Raw genomic sequence first — 18,575 nt, forward strand, 5'->3', positions numbered from 1 at the left:
TTACTGAGATATATGAGCATTCAAGGCAAGAATGCAAGGACAATTCTTGTTTTTAGAAACAGCCCCTAACGCCCGCGAAAGCGGCGCTGATCGCCCACGCGCACGGTTATACGTTCATTATCCATATATTCCAGCAGGGCGATCAGATATTTGCGCGAAAGCCCCAGAAGTTCTTTCAGGCCGCTCACATCAAGATTGTCATGGGTGGTGAACCAGCCGCGCACACGTTCAAGAATATCGGCCAGGGCCGGTCCGTGGTAATACAGGCCGTCCTTGATCTTGACCAGTTCGCCAGCCTCGCAGAGCAGGCGCAGCACCGGCGCGGCCTCCTTGGGGGAAACGCCAAGCTCCTCAAGCACGTCCTTGGCGTTGGGCGGGGTCAGCCCTGCGCTGGCATGCGCGTCCAGCAGCTTCTGGCGCAGGCCTGCCTGATCGGCGGCCAGGCTTACCGTATGCGATTGCAAACGCAGCCCCTCGCCCTCGATGACCAGATCGCCCTGCTTGAGGGCCTGATCCAGCACTTTTTGCACCAGCTTGGGGGGCAGGTTGCGGCTCCAGCCCGTGCAAATGGCTCCACGGGTGAATCCGGGTTTGAGCGGCTCGCGGCGGTGCAGGTCAGCACCGCGCTCAAGGCTGGCGGCCAGCAGCTTTTCAAAGGGAATTCTGCCGATCCAGCAGCGGTTTTCCTTGTCCCAGCAGATGGCATCACCACGGGTGGAAAGCAGTTGCAGCGCCGCCTCCACAGCGGATCGGGCAAGGCCCGTCAGGGCGCGCAGCCGCGCTTCGTCAGCACCTTCGATGCCGCGCAGGGTCAGTGCGCCGCGTACAAGCGCAGCTCTGGCCTCATCGCGCGCCTTGGCTTCAGCTTTGCCCCCGCCAATGGTTTCTGCCGCATCGCGCAGCTCGGGCAGTTCCTGCAACAGCCGCATCTTGTCGGCCAGTTCCGGATCTTTGGCGCGCAGTTCGGGCGGCAGAGGGCTGACCAGCAGCCCGCCAGCAACCGTGCGCAGGGGCGAATAGGCCCGCAACACGCAGTGGTCGCCAAATACGCCCACCATGGGTTCCTTGAAACGCAGTTCCGCCAGAGCAGTTTCGCCGGGGGCCAGCTTGTCCCTGTCGCGAAAGACCACCCGCGCTGCACATTCGCGCGTACCGTGGTGAAAGTGGATTTCCACCCTTTGGCGCATGGCCCTTGGGGCGGAAGAAAGGCAGGTGAGCCGGACCAGCCAGCGGTTGGAGGGGAATAGTTCACCGGGGCGGGCCAGCACAAAGCCGCGCTCGATTTCTTCCACATCCAGCCCCTGCACATTGACGGCGCAGCGCTGGCCCGGCTGCACCGACTCGGCGGCCTTGCCATGACGTTGCAGCCCCCGCGCGCGGGTGGGCAGATCGGGCGGCATGAAGCGCAGTTCATCGCCAAGGTTGCACGCGCCGGAAATGACAGTGCCTGTCACAACGGTGCCATGCCCCTTCATGCTGAATACGCGATCCACCGGCAGGCGAAAAATATCACTGCGCCGTTGGGCGGGCAGCTCGGCAGCCATGCGCGCAAGGTGGTCGCGCAGCGTGTCCACGCCCTCGCCAGTGGTTGCGGAGACGGGGAAGATCGGCGCACTCTCAAGAAAAGTGCCTTGCAGGAATCCGTGTACTTCTTCCTGCACCATTTCGAGCCAGTCGGCGTCCACCATGTCTGTCTTGGTGAGGGCCACAAGGCCGGTGCGTATGCCCAGCAGGGAGCAGATTTCAAGATGTTCCCGCGTCTGGGGCATGATGCCTTCGTCTGCGGCAATGACCAGCATGACAAAGTCCACGCCTGCCGCGCCAGCCACCATGTTTTTGACAAAGCGTTCGTGCCCCGGCACATCCACGATGCCCAGCCGCTCGCCACCGGGAAGATCAACCCAGGCAAAGCCAAGTTCAATGGTGATTCCCCGGCGTTTTTCTTCTTGCAGGCGGTCGCAGTCAATGCCTGTAAGCGCCCGTACCAGCGATGTTTTGCCGTGATCTATATGCCCTGCCGTGCCTAGCACTACTGCCATAAAAGCTCCTTGGTGGTCTTGGGCCGAGTTTACACTCTGGCAAGCGCCTTTGCAAACAGCGACCGCCCGGAAATGTAAAGGGGACCCCTTGTGTAAAGGAGTCCCCTTGAAAATGGCAAAAACGGATTGAGGCGTTTAGGCTTCGCCCTGTTCCCTGGCCTTGATGAGGGTCATGGCCCTGTGGGCCAGCTGGGTCACTTCCGGTTTGGAAATCTGGTCGTCCGCACCCACGCTTACGCCCTTGTGGCGCAGCTTTTCAGTAATGAGTGAGGAAAAGAGCAGGACCGGCAGTTTTTTGAGCACGGAGTCTTCCTTGATGCGCAAGGTGAGATTGAGGCCGTCCATGACCGGCATTTCGATGTCTGAAACCACCACATGCACAAAGTCTGTGATGGGGCGGTTGCCTTCTTCGGCGCTCTTTTTGAAATCCAGCAGACGATCCCAAGCCGCGCGTCCGTTGGAAACAACTTCAACGGTAAAGCCCGCCTTTTCCAGCAGGTCGCGCTGCATTTCGCGGATAAGGGCGGAGTCGTCGGCCACAAGGGCGCGGTAGCCTTCATTCGTCCAGTCTTCACCCAGATCGTCAAGGCGCAGGCCCAGCTTGGGATTGAGGTTGGCGACCACCTTTTCAAGGTCGAGCAGAAAGATGATGCGGTCTTCAAGTTTGACCACGCCGATGACCGTATTGTTGGATACGGCGGCAACGTACTTGTTCGGCGGTTCAACCTGCTCCCAGCTGATGCGGTGGATGCGGTTGACGCCGGAAACCATGAAGGCCGTGGTGACGTTGTTGAACTCCGTCACAATGGTTTTGGGCTGTTCTTCTTCCGCAGGATGGGTTTTGCCCAGCCACATGGCCAGATCCACCAGCGGAATAATGCGCGAACGCAGGTTGAAAGCACCGAGCACGCTCGGGTGCTGCACTTCGGGCAGCGCCGTCACCTTGGGCATGCGGATAATTTCAAGTACCTTGGCCACGTTGACGCCATAGTAGCCGCGATAGGGCTTGGCGGGAACGGGTTCGCCATTTTCGTCCAACTGCGGCGCATCGGCAGAAGGAGGGGTGAATTCTTCAAGATAGAATTCCACCACTTCCAGCTCGTTGGTGCCGGCTTCCAGCAGAATATTGGTCTGGGCCATGCTGCCTCCAGAAAAGTACCGCTTCAGGAGCAAACGGGATTAAAGCGACTGCAGCCACAAATGAGCCGCGTCAATAAGACTTTTCGGCGTAGATGCGCCAGCCGTTAGACCTGCACGATTTTTTTGCGAAAATTTTTCTGCGGCCAGTTCTTCGACACGCTCCACAAGGTAGGTGTCGATGCCGTTCAAAGCGGCCACATCAGCCAGTCTGCGGGTGTTTCCGCTCTGCCTTCCGCCTATGATTACCATGACATCCACACAGGAGGCAATGTTGCGTGCCTCCTCCTGCCGCTCGCGGGTGGCGTCACAAATGGTGGAAAGCACCACAAGGTCAGCAATGCGCGTGCGCAGATCTTCCACAATTTCCTGAAATATCTGACGATCCTGAGTTGTCTGCGAAGCCAGTACATAGGCCTTGTTCTCGGCGAGGTGCAGGGATTCAAGCTCTGCCGCCGTGCCGAACACATGGGCCGGGCCGCAGGCGTAAGAAACCAGCCCGCGCACCTCTGGGTGATCCGCCTCGCCAAAGAGCAGCAGGGTTGCACCATCAGCGGTGGCCCGCCCGATGGAAAGCTGGGCTTTTTTTACCTTGGGGCAGGTGGCGTCCACAATGTCGGCCCCGCTTTGTTTGACCTGCTCCTCAACCTGCCGGGTGATGCCGTGGGCGCGGATAACCGCCACATCGCCGGGGTGCAGTTGCGCGGCTTCCTTGACGCAGACCACGCCGCGCGACTCATACTCCGCCAGAACCTGCGGATTGTGGATGATGGGGCCAAGGGTACAGATGCGGGTCGTCTCGGGGGTGCCCCCCTTGCGCTCCAGCGCAGTGTTAAGTTTTTGCAGGGCCAGGCTTACGCCCATGCAAAAGCCCGCTGTCTTGGCGCGGTAAACATCCATTACGGCTCTCCTTCAAGGGGGGATTTCAGGGGTGGGGTCGTGCTGGCACTGTCCCTCGTCTGATCCCACCCACCAATAAAAAAAATTATCTGTATGTAATACTGTATTGCAGAAGCGCAGCAAACGTAACCATATGCGCCTTTGTTCCTTGCTAGCCGGGGCTTCCCAGAAAAATATCCAGTAACTGGTCAAGCTCTTCCCAATCATTACAGCGGCACAGCTCCTGACGCAAGGCCCTCGCGCCGGGCAGAGTGCGCACGTAACGCGGCACCACGGAGCGCATTTTCCACAGGGCGGCCTTGCCGGGGCAGTGGGCGCGGGCAAGCTCCAGATGCCGGGAAATCATGGCCCGCAAGCGGGGGGCATCGGCCTGAACCGGGGTGTTTCCGGCCAGCAGGGCTGCGTGGTCGGCAAAGATGGCGGGATTGTGCATGGCCCCACGGGCGTACATGACACCGCTGGCCCCGGTGCTTTTAAGGCAGTTCACGCCGTCTTCCGCGCTAAAGAGATCACCGCTGGCAAGCAGGGGGATTGTCAGGCGCTGGGCCAGCATGGCAATGGCTTCCCATTGCGCGGTGCCGCCAAAACCCTGACGGGCTGTGCGGGGGTGCAGGGTCAACCAGCCAGCGCCCGCATCCTCAAGACGCAAGGCCAGATCGGGCAGCACCGGGCGGGTGTCGTCCAGCCCCAGGCGCAGTTTGAAGCCCACGCGTCCACGGCCTGCGGCCTCGATCATGGCGCGGGCCACGGCAAGCACGTTCTCCGTGTCGCCCAGCATGGCCGCGCCTGCACTCTGGCGCAAAACCTTGGAAACAGAACATCCCATGTTCAGGTCAAACCAGCCAAAGCCGGACTGACGCAACAGCTCCACCGCTCGCCCCAGAAAGGATGCCTCCGCGCCGAAAAGCTGCACCACCAGCGGCTGATCTTCGGGCAGGGTCATGAGCAGCTCGTTGGTGCCGGGGCTTTCATAAACAAGCCCCTTGGCGCTGACCATTTCGGTAACACACACGGCTGCTCCGTATTCGCGGCAGAGCAGGCGAAAGGGCAGATCGCTGTACCCGGCCAGCGGGGCCAGCCAGGGGTGCTCGGGGCCAAAGGCCAAGGAATCCGGGTTTGCGGGGCAGGTGGGCAGTTGAAAAACCTTGGTCACGGGCGCTCCTTGATCTCGCGCGGCGGTTCGGTGGAATTTTCCGCAGGGGCGGTTTGTTCGGCAGGCAACACGTTGCCTTGGAGATCCAGCGCCACGCGGGCAGACTGCGCCATATACTCCGGACCAGGGCTGGCGGAAGCAGGCGGGGCTGCCTGCACGGTTTGCTCTGGCTGCGCCTCGGTTGCATCTGCGTCTACGGTCGCGCACTGGGCATCGCTGCAAGCAAAGCGGTTCAGCATGGCTGCCGCCAGCCGCAGGCCTTCGCCCGTGGTGTCGGCCACAAAGCCGTTGCTGAGATAATCCAGAAGGCCTGTGCGCCGCAAGATGGTACGCACAGAGGGGCTGCCCACCACCAGAATGACCGGCAGGCTACGGGCATAACAGCGTTCAATAAATTGCGAAAGCGCATGCGCCCCTGACGCATCAATCCAGAACACGCGCGAAAGATGCAACACCACAAGTCGGGTTGGCTCGCTGTCCTCGGCATACAGCAGGCGTTCAAGCTCGTGGATGGCCCCGAAAAACAGGGTTCCTTCAATCATGTACACGGTGACGCCCTGCGGCAGTTCGGCGGGGCCTTCGCGCAGCAACGGGTCGCCCTTGTGGAGCCTGTTCACACGCGGGTGGGCGGTCTTGTAAATAAACAGCGTGAGGGAAAGCATCACGCCGATGAAGATGGCTTTTTCAAGATCAAACAGCAGTGTGGACAAAAAGGTGATGAGCAGCACGGCCCTGTCCACGCTGGTCGCCACAACGCAGAGGCGGATGGCGTCAATGTCTATCATCTTGAAGGAAATGAGCAGCAGTATGCCGCTCAGGGCGGGCAGCGGCAGCCAGCTTATGAGCGGAGCCAGCACAAACAGCAGCGGCAGGGCGAGAATGCCCGAAAAAACCGTGCCCATGCGCGTTCTGCCGCCGGATGTGACCACAAGGGCGCTACGGGTAAAGGAACCGCAGCCGGGGATGCCCGAGGTAAGGCCAGCGGCGATATTGCCGAGGCCCTGACCGATAAGTTCCTGGCTGCCGTCAAACGCATCGCCCTTGATGTTTGCCAGTTGTTTGCCAATGGCCAGTGATTCCACGGTACCCAGCAGGGCAATGGCCAGCGCGGGCATGAACAGGTCGCGCACCGCGTCCAGATCAAAGGAGGGCGGCAGGGAAAAGGGAGGCACAACGCTTGGGATGGCCCCAACCAGCGGAACGCCCCTTTCGTCCACGCTGAACACGGCGGCAAAGAGCGTAATCACGCCGAGCGCGGCCAGTGATGCGGGAAAGCGCGGCGACAGGCGCTTGAATGCCACGGTCAGAACAATGGTACCAACGGCAATGCCGAGGCTCCAGTAATTGATAAAGGGCAGGCCGTGCAGCGCGCCGAACATCTGGTTGAAAAAGCCCGAGGGCTTGGGGCCGGTGAGGCCCATAGCCATGAAGAGTTGCCCTGCGGCAATGAGCAGCGCTGCGCCGGTGGAAAAGGCCACCATGACCGAGTGAGAGATGAAATTGACCAGATCGCCCAGCCGTGCCAGCCCCATGCCCAGCTGGATAAGACCGCACAGGAGCGCCATGCCGAAAATATAGGCCATGCGCGATTCTTCGGGCATGGTACTGATCAGTTCTCCGCCCACGCTGATGGTTGCTAGGGTGGAAAAAATAATCATGGAGATGGCGTTGGTGGGGCCAGCGGCCATAAATCGGGATGATCCCCACAGGGCGGCCAGCACCACGGGCAGCATGCAGGCGTAGATGCCGTACTGCGGGTGAACCCCGGCAATAATGGCGTAGGCCATGGCCTGAGGCACAGCCATAGGCGTCACGGTAAGGGCCGCCGTCATGTCCGCCTTGAAATCCTGGGCGGAATAGTTCCTGATGGTCTCAAGAAAGGGAAAAAGCCGGGCGGCTCGCATGACTAATCCTCGCGGGTTACATCGTCCTCAAGGCGCAGCACATCGTGCCCAAGGGCGTAGTGCATCAGGCGTGGCCGGTCTGCGGATTTTTTAAGCGAATTGATAATGCGCGTCATGCGGCGCGTACCTTCAAGCACGCCGCCAAGATGCCCGGCCAGTTCGGTGAGATCGTTGCGGGCGAGCGCGCGTTCCAGCTCCATGCCCAGCATGCGCCCGCGCGAATTTTCAGGAAACTCGGCCAGCAGCTCGCGCGCAAGGCGCAGACTGCGCGCCTGATTGGCGTCCAGATCTTCCACCAGTTCGCCGCAATATTCCGCCTGATTGCGCATGACGTTCAGGGCGTTGTTGCCATAGTGGGCCATGGCTCCGGCGGCTTTTTCCAGCGTGTCGCGGGCAACGGCCACGCGGCGGCCCACAGTGAGCGAAACAATGCTGGCACATTTTGAAAGAAAACGTTCGTCAAAGCTTTCAAAGCCATACTCACGTTTGGTATACAACATTACCAGGCCGAAGGGAGGCTTGTTGCTGCGCTCACGCAGCACAAAGGCCAGGCGCGAACGGTAGCCTTCCTTGTAGATGATGCAGTCAAAGGATTCGCCGCCCATGGCCAGGGCCTGAAGGTTGTTTGACACCACATAGCGGGCGTGACCTTCAAGAATGGCGCGCATCACGGGGTGTTCGCGCAGGCCTTCCTCCAGCATTGGGGCCACGATGGGAATGCTGCCGCCGTCCACCTGATTGGCCGAGCGCGCCACCCATTCGCCATTGGCATTGCGCAGGCGGCACACGTACATATCGGCGTATAGGGCGTGGACAAGAATTTCAGCGCTTTGCCGCAGCACTTCCCCGGGAGGGGCCATGCGGTCGGCAATGGCAAGCAGATCGTTGGAAACGCGCAGCAGCATTTCGGTATCGTTCTGCATGGCAGATATGGAGGTGAGCAACATGAGCAGGCAGCGCCAGCTGCGCATGGGCACCCCGCGCAGGCAGGGGTGATAGCCGGTGTTGAGAGAGCGCTTGGCGGCGGGCAGCAGGGCAATGGCTGCGGCGCGCATTTCGGGCGGCGCATATTTGAGGAGTCGCTTGATTTCTTCGCGAATGTATTCTGGCGAATGCTGGGACACGGTTTGCTCCATTTCCCCGGGGTGCCTGGTTGGCTGGCAGTGTGGGGAACCGGCGCGGCTATGCGCGTATTAAGACGTTGTTGCCCGGGCTGAACCGCCTGATTCCCAGAGAAATGACCACGTTGGGCGCTCTTTTGAGGCCCGCGCGATGGCGCTCGCGCGCATGGCGTGCAAGCCTTTTTTCACAGAAATAAGTATAGGTGGGAAAAAAGGTCTGGTCAACGGTAGCTCATAAAAGGGGCCGTCTGTTCTGAATTAAAGTACACATTTTGTAAAGTGGTTTGTCAGGGACGTGTGGAGAATTGGCAAAGGAATTGCAAGAAGTGTTGCGGAAGATTCTCGGCTGTCGGATTTCCGACGCTATATTCTGCCTGCGGGCAGGGTGCATGAGATCAGCCCTACAACCGTCAGACGGCGGCAGGCCCAAGGCCGTGCCGACGCCCACGGGGATGCCCATGAAACAACGTAACACACTATTGCTCATATCGCTCGGCCTTGCCGCCGCCTTGCTGGTGCTCGGTCTGCTGGCCGGTTTTGTGCCGCAGAGCGAAGGCCCGGAACTGCGCCGCCGCGCCAGCAGTATGGTGGCCCGCCTGCGTCCGGAAGACATGCCCGTTCCCATTCAGGCGCAGGGCGACGGCATACGCCAGTGGGCCGTGCGCGGGGCGGTGGAACCGCATTCTGAACAGACATCCGGGGGTAGACCGCAGACGCGTCTGGCTGCCGATGCCAGCACATCTGCCCGCCCGGTATCCGGTGCTGACAAAACGCAGGGGACATCCTCTGCTACGGACCCTGCTACGGGTAAGGCTACAGATCAGGCTTTGGTCAGGCGCATTGTTTCCTTTGGCCCGGACGGCGTCATCCTTGATACTGGCGAACCCTCATTGGCCTTTTCCGGCGATGCGCAGGGCGATTTTGCCCCGCTGCTGGCTCTGGACGGCGTTTCCATTCCGCTTCTGGTCAGCAATCAGCCCCGTGATTACGGCGACGCCCTTGATGCGGCGGGCCTCCCACTGCGCTGGGTGACGCCCATGGCCATGATGGCGGGCTATTCGCCTCGCGTGGTGCGCAGGGCTGCCATTGAAGTGCTGCGCCACGGTGCTGTTTTTGATAACTTTGTGGGCGATATTGACGATAACGACATGGAAAAACTGCAGGCCAGAGCCCGCCGGTATCAGAACCTGGTGGAGAATTTTTCGCGTCGCTACAATTTGAGCACCGAGCTTGTGTACGCCATCATTCACAGCGAAAGCGACTTTTCGCCAACCCTGGTCAGCAACAAGTCGGCCATGGGCCTCATGCAGGTAGTGCCGGATACTGCCAACGACGAGGTGCACAAATACCTTTACGGGCGCATGGGCGATGTGGGGTTTGAAGACCTGCGCGTGCCCGAAACCAACATCCGCTATGGCACCACCTATCTGCACATCCTGTTCACCCGGTATTTTTCCGGGGTGCACAATCCTCTGGCAAGGGAATATTGCGCAATTGCCGCCTACAATATGGGCCCGAACCGTTTTTTGCGGCTCTACGGCAAAACCGTGGAAGAAGCCGTGGACACCATAAACGCCATGACGGTTGACGCTTTTTACAGGGATCTTGCCACACGCCTGCCTGCCCGTGAAACCCGTTTCTACGTTGCCCGGGTGCAGCGAATGAAGGCCCAGTACGCCTCGCTGCGCTGATGCGGATTTACCTTGCATCGGGGGCGCGCAAAGCGCCGCCCAAGAGGGAATTTCAGCGAAAAATGGTTGTGGTGCCTATAAAAACAACGTACATGTTCTTCAACGCCGAGCCCCAACTCTATGCCCGGCATTTATTAGAGGAGTGGTCACAACCATGCGAATCCGTTTTTTTATGCCGCTGGCTCTGCTGCTGAGCTTCATGCTTTTTGCCTGCCAACAGGGCGACAATAACGCCCAGCCCAAGGTGGCGGTGGTGGATATGGCGCGCGTGATGCGCGATAGCGAACCTGGCAAGGCCGGCGTGAAGTTCCTTGAAAGCCTTCAGGGCGACATGCAGACCAGGCTTAACGACATCCAGCAGCGCCTGGAAGCCAACCCCAAGGACGCTGAAGCGCAGAAAGAGCTGCAGGCCGTATACATGTCTGCCCAGCAGCGCATGCAGGTGGAACAGCAGAATGTTGTAAACCTGCTGTATGATGCCATTCAGCGCGTGATCAATACCTACCGCACTGAAAAGGGCTATGCCGTCATCATCAGCAGTGAAGCTGTCGCCGCTTTTGATTCCAAGAGCGACGTGACCAATGAAGTGCTGGAACTTGTGAACAAGCAGAAGCTTGATTTCAAGTCTGTGACGCCCGAAGCTGAAAAGGCTCCGGAAGCCGCCGCCCCCAAGGCCGAAACGCCCAAGGACGACAAGGCTGCCAAGGCCAAGAAGTAAGACAGATTCTTTCGGCTGTATTTGACGGCTGAATGTTTGCTAAAGCCCTTCGTCATTGACGGAGGGCTTTTTTATGGTCTGCATGCGGGGTTGAGAGGAGGGAGCTGAAAAACTGGCGGTGTCGAACCTTTGGCAAAGGGTTGGCAATTGTTTGAAGCAGATGATATGATTTTTGTAATATTCTGTAATTGTACATTTTAAAAACTGTTTGAACGACCAAACAGTTTTTACTGGACAAGGTGGACAAGCCGCGCCATAGTTTCGCCGTCGCCAGCCGGGTATGCCGGTGGGTGAAAAACGCATCCGAATGGAAAAGGTTGATTATGTTTCAAGCGCTGTTTGCCGTCATGCCCGTATTTCTGATTATTGGCGCGGGTGTTCTTTTGCGCAGTCGCGATGTCTTGCCCGAAAACGCTGGCCCTGTTCTTGGCATTTATGTACTCAAGCTGGCTTTGCCGTTGCTGATTCTGCACCTGCTGGCCGGGGCCAGCCTGGCTGATCTTGGGCACTGGGCTTTCTGGGGGGGCATTCTTGGCTCCCAGCTTGTGGTGTACTGCCTTGGTTATGTGGGCGACAGGATTTTTTGTCGGCGCGGCGTGGGGCCGGGCGTTATTGCCGGGCTTTCCTGTTCCGCCTGCAATGCCGCCTTTGTGGGCCTGCCCATCGTGTCCAATTTGTTCCCCGGCAATGCCACGGCCATGCTCATTGCCGGTCTGTGTACCCTCACGCCCAATGTGGTCATGATAATCGGGCAGTCCCGTCTGGATGCGCTGGCCGGGTCGCTGGCCTGGGACGGCGGCAATCCCCTGAAGTTTGTAGGCAAGCTTCTGAAGGTTTTCATCCTCGGCAACCCCATTCTGCTTTCGACACTGGCTGGCATAGCGCTTTCTGCCTCCGGGCTTGGCCTGTGGGCACCCCTTGACCGCGCGGTGAGCCTTGTGGGCTACACGGCGGCCCCCTGCATGCTGTTGGCTCTGGGGCTGGATTTGCGGCAAAAGCTGGTAGTGGCGACGCGGCAGGCGCACGGACACGCCTTTGCGCGGCAAACGTGGTTTATTCTCTGCAAGCTGGTTCTGCACCCGCTGCTGTGCTGGGTCATGCTGGCGGCCTTGGGGGTTTCCGGCCTGTGGCTCGTAATCAGCGTAATCATCAGCGCCACGGCCACGGCTCTGGTAGTGACGGTCATCGCCGAGGTGTACAGCGCCGTGCCGGAAGAAGCGGCCCTTACGGCGGTGGTCGCCAACGGACTGAGCATTTTTACCCTGACAGGTTTTGTATGGGGTTTTCAGATCTTGGGCATGGTTTGAGCCGGGCCTTGAAATTTGAGGAACGAAAAGCGGGCTTTGTTCTCCGGCGGTGATCCGGGGAGCAAAGCCCGCTTTTTTTATGGTTGTGCGGCTGCGGCAGATAAAAGTTGACCTGCCACTGGCCCGCAATCAGGCAAAGTTGGCTGCGTGGTAGCTGCTACGCACCAGCGGGCCGGAAAACACATGGCGCAAACCCAGTGATTTGCCGTAGGCGGCGTACTCGTCAAACTGCTCCGGCGTCACATAGCGGTCGAGCTTGTGGTGCTGGCTTGTGGGCGGCAGATACTGGCCGATGGTCACAATGGAGCAGCCCACGGTGTGCAGATCCTTGATCACCTCAAGCACCTGCGCGTCTGTCTCCCCCAGCCCCAACATGAGGCCGCTTTTGGCCGTCATGCCGCAGTCGTTTACGCGGCGCAGCAGTTCCAGACTTTGTTCGTAGTCGGCCTGTGGGCGCACCTGCGCATAGAGCGCGGGGTGCGTTTCCACATTGTGGTTGATGATATGCGGTTTGGCGTCCATGACCGTGCGCAGGGCATCGGCGTTACCCTGAAAATCGGGGATAAGCACCTCAACGCTGCTGTCGGGGAGAGCTTGCCGTAGCGCCGTAATCACTGAGGCAAACTGGGCGGAGCCACCATCCGCGAGGTCGTCGCGCGTCACAGACGTGACAACCACATGCCTGAGCCCAAGCGTCACGGCGGCCTGAGCCACGCGCTGCGGTTCCGTGGGGTCGGGGGCGCTGGTCTGGCCGGGGTGGATATTGCAGAAGCGGCAGTTACGCGTACAGGTTTCACCCAAAATCAGAAATGTGGCCGTGCCGGAAGAAAAGCATTCCTGCCGGTTGGGGCAGTTGGCCTCCTTGCAGACGGTGGAAAGCCCCTGCTCGTTCAGCAGGGCGGAAGTGGTGAAAAAGCGTTTGTCGGAGGCCAGCGGGCGGCGCAGCCATGCGGGCTTGCGCAGAGGGGCGCTGGCAGAACCGGAATTGTCGGAAGAATCGGGTTGGGTCATCTGTTTCGTCCTTGCTGTGGCACCTGCGGCGGCAGAATCCGCAAATGGCCAGAACTGGTGTTGGGCTTGTGATTTGATTCGTCCTGCATCCCGTTACGGTTGGCCCACGAGCAGGGCTTCGCAGGCTTGCGCCGATTGCAGGGGCGGCAGCGGTTGGCTGAAAACTTCGCAAAAGGCTTCAAGAAAGCAGGCTTTCACAGCGTCCATAGCAGCCGGGTCGCCAGCTTGCTCCCGCTGCACCGAGGTTGCGGTCACGCCGTCAAGGCCGCAGGGGGTGATGATGTTGAAAAGGGAAAGATCCCTGTCCACATTCATGGCCAGACCGTGCAGGGTCACGTGGCGCTGCACGGCAATACCCAGAGATGCAATCTTGCTGCCACCCACCCATACGCCGGGAAAGCCCGACTTGCGGGCCGCTTCAATGCCAAAGCGCCGTACCGTGCGGATGGCGGTTTCTTCAACATCATTGACATAGGCCCGGACGCCGCCGGAGCGTTTTTTCAGGTTGATGATGGGGTAGGCCACCAGCTGACCGGGAAAATGGCAGGTAATATTGCCGCCGCGCGTGCTGTGCACGACATCCACCGCCGAACCCCACAAGCTGGCGAGGTTGGGAGGCAGATTTTCTTGACCGGAGTTTTTGCCAAGGGTGACGGTGGGCGGATGCTCCAGAAGCAGCAGAATGTCGTCGCCGCCCTGAAGCACGTATGCCTGCGCATGTTTTTGTATTTCAAAGGCCTGCTGATAGGCGGTGCAGCCGAGATCAAATGCGTACATGTGAGCCTTGGGCATTGGAGGTTGAGGCAAAAAAAGCCCTCATAACGGCTTGCGGCCTCGGCGTCCAGCGTTTGCGGCGCGCAGCGGCGGGCATGCCGCCGTGCCGGATCAGCCGCAGAGGAATCAGGCCAGATCGCAGGGCGTGGAAGTCTGGGAAAGGTAAACAAGCTCCTCGGTCATTTCCAGCAGCTCGGACAGAATGCCCCCGCCATTCATGGGGTGCCCGAACAGCGATTCGCGTTGGTGGTCAAGGCCGCGCTTGTCAATGGCGTCCGGCATGGTGGGGGAGAGGGTTTCCGCAAGGCGGCAGGCCAGAAAATAATCTTCCGCTCCGGCGGCAAACAGGCCTTCAAGCTTGGCAAAGCGCGGGGCCACTTGCTGCCAGTAGGCCAGCGCCGCCGCAGACGGTTCAAGGCTCGCCGCCGTGCACAGGGCCGCGTGCAGGTTGTTGCAGGCGGCGCCGGGCAGGCCCGTGCGCCAGCCCCACAGCCAGTGGGTGCGCCCAAAAAAAAGATGGTGGGCCACAGCCAGGTCAAGCAGCTCGCGCATGTGGCGCAGTGCGTCCAGCAGGGGGCCGCCCGAGCCTTGGGGCCAGGCGGCGCATGGGTGGCGCAACTGCCACAGGGGAACATCCTCGCGCGCGGGTTCAAGGCCTGTCATGCTGCGCAGCAACTGGGCCAGCCACGCGTTGGCATCGGGGCTGTGCGGCGTTTCAAGGTGCGAGTAGCTCAGCACATAGCGCCCCTGTCCGTAAGCTCCAGTCACGGCCATGGGCTGACCTTCGAGAAAATCTGCCGAGAGGTTCAGACCGTACAGGTCGCGCCAGTGAGAAAAAACCTTGGCGGGCAGGCTTTGCAGGGGCAGGTCCGCCAGCCAGAAATCCGCATCCGGCGAACCGTAGGAGGCCAGTACGGTGACGTTGTCGTTCTTTTCAGGCGCAAAGCGCCCCGGCCACCAGACAGGCAGCGAGGGAGAAAATATTTCAGACGATGCTCCGCTCTGGGGCTGCCGCGCGGCAGCGCGGCGAACTCCGGGGCAAAGGGGGGCAGTTGCGCCCGTGTCGTTGTGCCCGTTCTCGGGTGGGCTGGTTCGCGCAGCAGGCCTGCGGGGCGAAAATTCATGCCCGGCGGCAACGTGCGCCCGCACATGGCCGGAAATAAGATGGTACAGGCGCTCAGGATAGGCGGCCCGCGCCCATGGGCAGATATTCAGGCCGTGGTCGGGATTGGGGTGGGTCAGGGCTAGGCCGGAACCGCCGCAAAAGCCCAGATAGTTGCCGCCGCGTTCCACCCACTGACGAACGGCCTCGCGCCCGTTCTTGCCGAGGGCCGAGGCCTTGAGCCGTGCGTTGCCGCCGGGAACCAGCAGCAGGCTTACGCCCGCGCCGCCTTGATGCAGGCCGTCATTGGGGCTGACGCCCCCCGGCTTGCCTAAATACGCGCCTTCGGCTATTTCTTGTCCCTTAACCAGGCGGCAGGGCAGTCCCAGCGCGCGAACAGCGCGCCAGGCCATGAGGCCCCAGATGTGGGACGCGTCCCATAAAATGCAGATTGGCTGTGCGGCAAACATATACCGCATTATCGCCGCCTTTCATGGAGAAAGCAAGATGGCGGATACGCTACCCAAGGGCTATGAGCCCCATGACGTTGAAGCCCGGTGGCGCAAGCACTGGGAAGATGACAAAACCTTTACGCCCGATCCGGACGCTCCCGGCGAGCCGTATTCCATTGTCATTCCGCCGCCCAACGTCACGGGCGCGCTGCACATAGGGCATGCGCTCAACCATACACTTATTGACGTGCTCTGCCGTCACGCCCGTCAGAAGGGCAAGAACGTGCTCTGGGTGCCCGGCACCGACCACGCGGGCATTGCCACGCAGAACGTGGTGGAACGCGCCCTTGCCAAGGAAGGCAAGAGCCGCAAGGATCTGGGCCGCGAAGCCTTTATCGACCGGGTGTGGGAATGGCGCGATGAATACGGCCACCGCATTCTCGATCAGGCGCGCGCCCTTGGCGATTCCGTGGACTGGACGCGTCTGCGCTTCACCATGGATGAAGGCCTCTCCGCCGCCGTGCGCAAGGTTTTTGTGCAGCTCTACAATGAAGGGCTGATCTACAAGGGCGACTACATCATCAACTGGTGCTCGCGCTGCCACACGGCTCTTGCCGATGACGAAGTGGAACACGAGCAGAGCCGGGGCAAGTTGTGGAAGGTGCGTTATCAGCTGGCCGACGGCAGCGGGCACATCACCATTGCCACCACCCGGCCCGAGACCATCCCCGGCGACACCGCCATTTGCGTGCATCCCGAGGATGAGCGCTACACCGCCCTCATAGGCAAAAAGGCTGTGGTTCCCGTGCTTGGGCGCGAGATCCCCATTATCGCCGATGCCTATGTTGACCGCGAATTCGGCACAGGCGCGCTCAAGGTGACGCCCTGCCACGACCATAACGACTGGATGCTGGGCAAGAAGCACGACCTCGTTTTTCTCAAGGCCATTGATGAAAACGGCGTCATGACTGCCGAGGCCGGGGCCTATGCGGGCCTTTCCAAGGAAGAGTGCCGTACCCGCATCGTGGCCGATATCGAAGCCGCCGGGCAGCTTGAGGGCATTGAGGAAATCGACCACGCCGTGGGCCATTGCTACCGCTGCCATACGGTGGTTGAACCGCACGTTTCCACGCAGTGGTTTGTGGCAGCCACCAAGATGGCCCCTGCCGCGCGCGATGCCGTGCCCGGCATGACCAAGATTTTTCCCGAAACGTGGCTCAAGACCTACTACCACTGGCTCGATAATATCCGCGACTGGTGCATCAGCCGTCAGATCTGGTGGGGGCACCGCATTCCGGCGTGGAACTGCGAATCATGCGGCGAACTGGTGGTGGCCGAAGAAGCCCCCGCAGTCTGCCCCAAGTGCGGCGGCGCGCTGAAGCAGGAAGAAGACGTGCTGGACACGTGGTTCTCCTCCGCGCTGTGGCCCTTCTCCACCATGGGCTGGCCTGAGGACACCAAGGATCTGCGCCGCTGGTATCCCACCTCGGTGCTGGTGACGGGCTTTGACATCCTGTTCTTCTGGGTGGCCCGCATGATGATGATGGGCATCCACTTTATGGGCGAAGTTCCGTTCAAGGACGTGTACCTGCATGCCCTGGTGCGCGACGCCTCGGGCCGCAAGATGTCCAAATCCACGGGCAATGTCATTGATCCGCTGGAAATGATCGACAAATACGGCTGTGATGCCCTGCGCTTTACCCTGACGGCCTTTGCCGCCATGGGGCGCGACATCCGTCTTTCCGAGGAGCGCATCGAGGGCTACCGCCACTTTGTGAACAAGCTGTGGAACGCGGCCCGCTTCGCCCTCATGAACCTGCCGGAAGAAGCCCCGGCTCCGGTGGCTCCCGAGACGGTTCCCGGTCTGCACCACCAGTGGCTGCTGCACCGGCTTGAAGTGGTCAAGCAGGACATGGACAAGGCCCTGGCCGACTACCGCTTCAACGATGCGGCGCAGTTGGGCTACAAGTTCCTGTGGAATGAATTCTGCGACTGGTATCTTGAACTTATCAAGCCCGACATGCAGTCTGAAGACCCCAAACGCAAGGCCGAGGCCCAGTATGTGCTGTGGCTGGCCCTGCGCGAGCTGCTGGTCTTGCTGCACCCCATCGTGCCCTTTGTGACCGCCGAAATATGGGCCGCGCTGCCCGTGGCGGCTGGAGAAAAGGCCACAGATATCGCCCGCGAGCTGTACCCCGCCGCGCGCCCGGCCTGCCTGCGGCCTGCCGAGGGTGGTCGCATGGAGCTGATTCAGGGCATCATCGTGGCCGTGCGTACCATCAAGGCCGAGCTTGGCATCAGCCCGAGCCACAAGGTCAGCCTCATGCTGCACCCTGTGGACGCGGCCCAGGCCGAGCTGCTCCAGGCCAACATCCAGTGCATGACCACATTGGCGCGGCTTGAGACCCTCACCATTGGTGCGGATGTTCACGCGCCCAAGGCTTCGGCCTCTGCGGTGGTGGAAGGCTGCCAGGTTATTGTGCCCCTCAAGGGTGCTGTGGACCTCAACGGCGAACTTGCCCGCCTGGACAAGGAAATCGCCAAGCTTGAAAAAGACGTGGTGGGCGTGAACATGAAGCTGAGCAACGAAAGCTTTGTGAGCCGCGCCCCTGCGGATGTGGTGGCCCGCGAGCGCGAACGCGCTGAAAAGCTGCTGGACGCCAAGGAAAAAATGCAGGCCCTGCGCGCCCGCTTTGCCGAGGCCCTGAGCGAAGAGTAATCTTCTGTAACCCTCCAGGGTTGCTGTTTTTATACGCGGCGCGGACGGCGGGCAGTTGCCTGTCGTCCGCGCCGCCGTTCCTGCGGGCGGCTTTGCTGCCCCGGTATACAAAAGAGGTTGGTATGACTCCTGCCGCAATGGCATATGTTCAGCTTGGAGCGGCCATTCTGGTCGAGGTGGGGGCCACGGCCTGCCTCAAGCATTCAGAGGGCATGAGCCGCCTTTTGCCCACCCTTGCTTCGCTGCTCGGCTATGGCATTTCATTCTACCTGCTTTCCAAGGTGCTCAATGTGGTGCCCATGGGCATATCATACGGCATCTGGAGCGGCATTGGCATTGTGCTGGTTTCGCTTCTGGGGCTGCTGGTTTTTGGACAAAAGCTTGATCTTGCCGCCTGCCTCGGCCTCGCGCTGATAGTGCTTGGCGTACTTGTTATACATTTTTTTTCAGGCTCCATGCCCCATTAAAATGAAGTTGCGTTGATCGTCAGTGCGCTAACAGCTTGTTTTTTTGACAGGCTCTGGTATAAAAATAAATTTTTTGTGCG

14 protein-coding genes are annotated in these 18,575 nt (G+C 60.3%); 5 read left to right on the plus strand and 9 right to left on the minus strand.

Features of this window, described 5'->3' with window-relative positions:
• Positions 1–65: 65 nt before the first annotated feature.
• The 6 genes from selB to JMF94_RS12230 form a co-directional block, all read right to left on the minus strand.
• Positions 66–2,039: a selenocysteine-specific translation elongation factor gene (gene selB, locus JMF94_RS12205; RefSeq protein WP_240825396.1), complete on the minus strand. Its 1,974-nt coding sequence runs from the start codon at positions 2,037–2,039 to the stop codon at positions 66–68.
• A gap of 135 nt (positions 2,040–2,174) precedes the next feature.
• On the minus strand, positions 2,175–3,179 hold the full coding sequence (locus JMF94_RS12210; RefSeq protein WP_240825397.1) for a chemotaxis protein: 1,005 nt from the start codon (positions 3,177–3,179) through the stop codon (positions 2,175–2,177).
• Between the two features lie 39 nt (positions 3,180–3,218).
• A complete protein-coding gene (gene ispH / locus JMF94_RS12215) occupies positions 3,219–4,076 on the minus strand; it encodes a 4-hydroxy-3-methylbut-2-enyl diphosphate reductase (protein ID WP_240825398.1) in 858 nt (285 codons plus the stop codon).
• A 151-nt stretch (positions 4,077–4,227) separates the two neighbouring features.
• Positions 4,228–5,229, minus strand: coding sequence for a tRNA-dihydrouridine synthase family protein (locus JMF94_RS12220; protein ID WP_240825399.1), 1,002 nt, complete (start codon positions 5,227–5,229; stop codon positions 4,228–4,230).
• Entirely contained in the window at positions 5,226–7,133 is a 1,908-nt protein-coding gene (locus JMF94_RS12225; protein WP_240825400.1) for a SulP family inorganic anion transporter, read from the minus strand. Before JMF94_RS12225 ends, JMF94_RS12220 begins: the two co-directional genes overlap by 4 nt.
• A gap of 2 nt (positions 7,134–7,135) precedes the next feature.
• Positions 7,136–8,257, minus strand: coding sequence for a hypothetical protein (locus JMF94_RS12230; protein WP_240825402.1), 1,122 nt, complete (start codon positions 8,255–8,257; stop codon positions 7,136–7,138).
• Between the two features lie 455 nt (positions 8,258–8,712).
• Between JMF94_RS12230 and JMF94_RS12235 the strand changes: the two genes are divergently transcribed.
• The 3 genes from JMF94_RS12235 (at position 8,713) to JMF94_RS12245 (ending at position 11,970) form a co-directional block, all read left to right on the plus strand.
• Positions 8,713–9,945 carry a transglycosylase SLT domain-containing protein gene (locus tag JMF94_RS12235; RefSeq protein ID WP_240825404.1) on the plus strand — a complete coding sequence of 411 codons (1,233 nt, stop codon included), beginning with the start codon at positions 8,713–8,715 and terminating at the stop codon, positions 9,943–9,945.
• 154 nt (positions 9,946–10,099) lie between these two features.
• Entirely contained in the window at positions 10,100–10,663 is a 564-nt protein-coding gene (locus tag JMF94_RS12240; protein WP_240825405.1) for an OmpH family outer membrane protein, read from the plus strand.
• 347 nt (positions 10,664–11,010) lie between these two features.
• The gene (locus JMF94_RS12245; RefSeq protein WP_240825406.1) at positions 11,011–11,970 is read left to right on the plus strand and encodes an AEC family transporter; all 960 of its coding nucleotides are present in this window, start codon (positions 11,011–11,013) and stop codon (positions 11,968–11,970) included.
• A gap of 129 nt (positions 11,971–12,099) precedes the next feature.
• On the opposite strand, the gene lipA is transcribed toward JMF94_RS12245, so the two are convergent.
• The 3 genes from lipA to JMF94_RS12260 all read right to left on the minus strand — a co-directional run bounded on the left by lipA (position 12,100) and on the right by JMF94_RS12260 (position 15,336).
• Complete coding sequence (gene lipA, locus JMF94_RS12250) at positions 12,100–12,981, minus strand: lipoyl synthase (RefSeq protein WP_240825407.1); 882 nt, start codon at positions 12,979–12,981, stop codon at positions 12,100–12,102.
• A 93-nt stretch (positions 12,982–13,074) separates the two neighbouring features.
• Entirely contained in the window at positions 13,075–13,758 is a 684-nt protein-coding gene (lipB, locus tag JMF94_RS12255; RefSeq protein WP_240825408.1) for a lipoyl(octanoyl) transferase LipB, read from the minus strand.
• Positions 13,759–13,881: 123 nt separating this feature from the next.
• Positions 13,882–15,336 (minus strand): BPL-N domain-containing protein, encoded by a 1,455-nt coding sequence (locus JMF94_RS12260; RefSeq protein WP_346770024.1) that lies wholly within the window; start codon positions 15,334–15,336, stop codon positions 13,882–13,884.
• A 28-nt stretch (positions 15,337–15,364) separates the two neighbouring features.
• On the opposite strand from JMF94_RS12260, the gene JMF94_RS12265 reads away from it, so the two are divergent.
• Complete coding sequence (locus JMF94_RS12265; protein WP_240825409.1) at positions 15,365–18,028, plus strand: valine--tRNA ligase; 2,664 nt, start codon at positions 15,365–15,367, stop codon at positions 18,026–18,028.
• A 137-nt stretch (positions 18,029–18,165) separates the two neighbouring features.
• Positions 18,166–18,495 (plus strand): SMR family transporter, encoded by a 330-nt coding sequence (locus JMF94_RS12270; protein WP_240825410.1) that lies wholly within the window; start codon positions 18,166–18,168, stop codon positions 18,493–18,495.
• Positions 18,496–18,575 lie beyond the last annotated feature (80 nt).

It is taken from the genome of Desulfovibrio sp. UIB00 (genome assembly GCF_022508225.1).
GTDB lineage: Bacteria > Desulfobacterota > Desulfovibrionia > Desulfovibrionales > Desulfovibrionaceae > Desulfovibrio.